At 46.5% G+C, this 4,130-nt stretch carries 5 protein-coding genes; 2 read left to right on the top strand and 3 right to left on the bottom strand.

Going from position 1 to position 4,130, the window contains the following annotated elements; genetic code table 11:
* Positions 1–141: 141 nt before the first annotated feature.
* Positions 142–819: a hormogonium polysaccharide biosynthesis acetyltransferase HpsU gene (gene hpsU / locus QUB04_RS32175; protein ID WP_333290716.1), complete on the bottom strand. Its 678-nt coding sequence runs from the start codon at positions 817–819 to the stop codon at positions 142–144.
* Between the two features lie 55 nt (positions 820–874).
* Here hpsU and QUB04_RS32170 point away from each other — a divergent pair, with 55 nt between their 5' ends.
* A complete protein-coding gene (locus QUB04_RS32170; protein ID WP_333290715.1) occupies positions 875–1,741 on the top strand; it encodes a cation diffusion facilitator family transporter in 867 nt (288 codons plus the stop codon).
* An 88-nt stretch (positions 1,742–1,829) separates the two neighbouring features.
* Here the strand turns inward: QUB04_RS32170 and QUB04_RS32165 are convergent, their stop codons facing one another.
* Complete coding sequence (locus QUB04_RS32165) at positions 1,830–2,747, bottom strand: glycosyltransferase family 2 protein (protein ID WP_333290717.1); 918 nt, start codon at positions 2,745–2,747, stop codon at positions 1,830–1,832.
* On the opposite strand from QUB04_RS32165, the gene QUB04_RS32160 reads away from it, so the two are divergent.
* Positions 2,674–2,886: a hypothetical protein gene (locus QUB04_RS32160; protein WP_333169952.1), complete on the top strand. Its 213-nt coding sequence runs from the start codon at positions 2,674–2,676 to the stop codon at positions 2,884–2,886. The two genes, QUB04_RS32165 and QUB04_RS32160, sit on opposite strands and share 74 nt — an antisense overlap.
* A 1-nt stretch (position 2,887) precedes the next feature.
* Here the strand turns inward: QUB04_RS32160 and QUB04_RS32155 are convergent, their stop codons facing one another.
* The gene (locus QUB04_RS32155; protein WP_333290714.1) at positions 2,888–3,859 is read right to left on the bottom strand and encodes a glycosyltransferase; all 972 of its coding nucleotides are present in this window, start codon (positions 3,857–3,859) and stop codon (positions 2,888–2,890) included.
* Positions 3,860–4,130 lie beyond the last annotated feature (271 nt).

Genomic DNA, 4,130 nt, shown 5'->3' with positions numbered 1-4,130 from the left:
AGGAATGAGAATTAAATAACTTCCACTCTTGAAAGTGGGATGGGCGTCCCGCCCGTCCAAAAAGGACGGGCGGGACGCCCATCCCACAAACTTGTGGAAGTTATTTAATTCTCATTCCTTAGTTTCCCGGTGCAATGTCTATTACGAACTTTTGTTAATTTCTCGCTGACAGCGGGGACGACAAGGTGTTCCTGTGCAAATAAAGCCTGCAGGCATATTTTTAAAGACGCTGCTGCGAGCTCCAATTAACGCATTTGCACCGATTTCTACACCAGGGCCAATGAAGCAGTCGGCGGCAATCCAAACGCCGTTATTAATGATAATAGATGCTGTGATTAAGCCAAAGGCGGGGTCTTGAGGGTCATGAGTGCCGGTGCAGAGGTAGCTTTTTTGAGAAATGACGCAGTGTTTGCCGATCGCAATTCGATCGAGACTGTACAATACAACATCATCTCCGATCCAACTGTAGTCTCCGATGGCAATTTTCCAAGGATAGGTAAAACGAGCCGTGGGGCGAATGATCGCACCCCGACCTATTTTCGCTCCAAATAACCGCAGGAGGCTGCTTCTGATGCCGTTAAAAGGGTGTGGAGTGAGAGGAAATGCGATCGCCTGGACGAACCACCAAACCAAAATTAGCCAATTAGGCTTTCCTCGATCGAACTTTGATTGATCGTAGCGGCGCAAATCAACTAAAGATTCGCCTGTCAAAGTATTTGCGTGATAGTCGCTAATTGGACGATCGTTTATTTGAGAATTTGGGGAATTTGCGATCGGATTTTCCGGATCTTGGTGGGAATTTGGTATATAATCGGTCATTGATAGTTAATTTAATGTTTAATTTTAAATCGAGTTTAACCTTAAGGACTGCTGCATGACATTTCTAGTTAGGGACAATTTTGACTCGGAAAACGCCAAGGATATCGCACAATGCGAGAAGACAAATCCCAGAATTGGCAAAGTGCGACTTTTACAAACAGCATTGGTACTGCTTAGCAGCTTTTTTGTAGCAGAGTTAATCGCCGCACTTAATTCTCATAGTTTGTCCCTATTAGCAGATGCGGGTCACGTTTTTTCAGATGTAGCAGCTTTAGCAATAACTTTGACAGCGACTTGGTACTCGTCACTTAAACGCAAAAGTAAATCCGTAGATTGCGCGATCGAATTGAGTTCGGGTACTATTCTTAAGAACAGGCAAGATGCCTGTTCCACAAACAGTGAATTTGATTGTGGGGTGGGCATCCTGCCCGCCCGTGGAGAAATCATTGCTGCTTTAATTAATAGTATCAGTTTAGTGGCGATCGCCCTGTGGATTGCCGCCGAGTCGATCGCCCGTTTGCAGTCCCCAACTCCCGAAGTAGAAGGGCTCCCGATGTTAATTACCGCCATAGTCGGTTTAAGCATCAACTCGATTAATGCTTGTTGCTTGCATTCCTGCTGTCACGGCGACTTGAATCTCAAAAGCGCCTTTCTGCACGCAGTCGCCGACATTTTTTCGTCGGTTGGAGTAATTTTAGCTGCGATCGCCGTAGCGTGGCTGCACTGGAATTGGGCTGACGGCTTGATTAGCTTGCTGGTATCAGCATCAATAATTTTATTAACTCTACCGCTGCTAATAGAAAGCATCCAATTGCTGCTGGGAAAAGTATCAGCTATATCCGCAATTCAACAGCCTTGTGATTGCGAAAAAGTGAGCGCAGAAAAATTGCTTTTTCCATCCCTAGAAGAACTTATTAAATGAAAATCTCTCAAGCCACTCGGTATGGGCTGGCTTTCCTAATTCCCAACTACCAATTCCTAATTCCTAATTCCCCCGTGCCTCCAAAATATTAAGGCAATTTCACTTCTGTCTCCTGAGTTATAACTACTGGTGGCGACAGAGGCGGATCAGGTTCTGCCACATTCAACTGACCGCCACAACAACGCAACTCGTAAAGTTTTGCATTAATTTGATACTCATATTGACTCAATAACCTTGCATAAATATAGCCAGCTTTTCCATCCAAAAAGCCGAGCTGAATGAAGTAAAATAAAATAAATCTGAGCATTGGTTTAAAAGGCAGCCGCACCCAAACTTTTTTGAGAAAGCGTTTCTGCTGCACTGCATCTCCAAATAAGTGAGCGCCAATAGTGCCGCTGTCGTCGCGCCCTTCAATAATATTGTAATAAACGCGAGCTTCCCAATTAGAATAGCGGTTGTGCCGTTCTATCCAGTGAAACAAATCGCGGTAATCCTCGTGGATCATGTCATTTTTTAAGTAGCCGACTTGACCAGCTAAAATGACGTGTTCGTGAACTTCGTTGTCGCCAGTATTGGGGACGGATTCAGTGCCGAGGTTCTCGTAACGTCCTTTTTGATGCTTGAACAAACGCAAATTCCAGTCGGGATATCGACCGCCATAACGCAGCCACTGACCTAAAAAGAAGACTTTGCGGTTTAGGTAGTAGCCGTCAAAATTGGGGTCTTCGATCGCCTGCGCGATTTCGTCCCAAAGTTCCGGCGGGATGCGCTCGTCGCAATCGACAATTAATACCCATTCGTTGCGAAAGGGCAGATTGTCCAATGACCAATTTTTCTTTTTCGGCCAGCGGTTGTCGAAGTAGAATTGCACTACTTTGGCGCCGGTGCTGATGGCAATTTCTACCGTGCGATCGCTGCTTTGGGAATCAACCATGAAAACTTCATCCGCCCTGGCAATGCTGGCCAGACACGCAGGTAGATTAAGTTCTTCGTCTTTTGCCGGAATGAGAACTGAAACCGGAATCTTGGATGAACTAGATGTCATAATCGAGTGCTTGAACCTAAATGCGGTCGAGTTTTGGTGGATGAAATGCGATCGGCACAGCCGCGCCGACGACTTGAACAGCGAGGGATATTGCCTATAGCCTAATGCCTGCTGGTCGATTTCGGTGCAAAAATCAGGCCGCGGATGGCTGCGCTCAAATAACCGATTTGACCCCAGGCAAAAACGAAATTTTCAAAGCGCAGCCCTGGATCTCTAATATATTTAAAAGACTTCCAGACACCCCTCAATATTCTTTCACCCCCCCGCCCAAGCTGAGCAATACCGGCTCGATCGGACAATTGTTCGCGATAACACTCGCTGATGCCTTGCCACCACCCGCGCTCTAGAAACCAAGCTTTGTTGAGCCTTTCTGTCGCGACATGGTGAAGCACCAGGGCCTCCGGTAGATAAACTACTTGCCAACCTAACTCTAAAGCTAATTCTGTGGCCCGCAACTCTTCATTTGACAACAATTTTGTGCCGACTCTACCGAGTTTGACATCGAAGCCGCCAATTTGTTCGAGAAAAGCGCGCCGGATCGAATAGTTTACACCCCTCGGAGTCAAACCGGGAGTAGTCACGTAAACGCAACTTTCCCCCAAATCGTAAACTCCCAAGTTTTGGGTCAATCCCGGTGACAGCCATTCGGGCGGGGAGACTCCACAAGGCCAGAGCAAATTGACTTTGCCACCAGCTACGGCGAGTTGTTGATTGCTTTGATAAGCCGCGTGCAGCACCCTGAGCCAATTCGGCTCAGCAATAGCGTCGTCGTCGAGATAAGCTAATATTTCACTGCGAGCTTGCTTAGCGCCTGTGTTCCGGGCTACTGACAGACCGATTTCGGGTTCCCAGACGTACTTGAGGCGCCGATCGCCCTGTCTTGCTTCTACCACCTCGCGGGTGCGCGAGGTCGAACTTTCGGGGCTTGCATAATCGCTAGAAGCGTTATCCACTACTACTACTTCAAAGTTGTCGGGAAAATCCTGTACCAGCAAGCTGTCGATCGCCCCACCTAAATAGGCGGCGCGATTGTGGGTGCAAATAATCGCTGATATCTGAGGACGATCTGGCATAAATAACAGCTTGGGAAATACGGGGGTTCTCGATCGACTTACTCTGATATTGTCTCATCAATGCTATTATCGCTTAAAAAGCATTTGGTAGTTGGCCGTTTAAATCATAATGGGTAATGGGTAATGGGTAATGGGTAATGGGTAATTGGTTATTGGTAATGGATAATTGTGTTTAATCCTTGGTATGTGACTGCTGACTAATGACTAATGACTAATGACTAATGACTAATGACTAATGACTAATGACTAATGACTAATGACTAATGACTAA

This window comes from Microcoleus sp. D2_18a_B4, from assembly GCF_036702475.1.
Taxonomy (GTDB): Bacteria; Cyanobacteriota; Cyanobacteriia; order Cyanobacteriales; family Microcoleaceae; genus Microcoleus.
The sequence above is the reverse complement of the archived record's forward strand: the minus strand, read 5'-3'. Positions and strand labels throughout refer to the sequence as shown.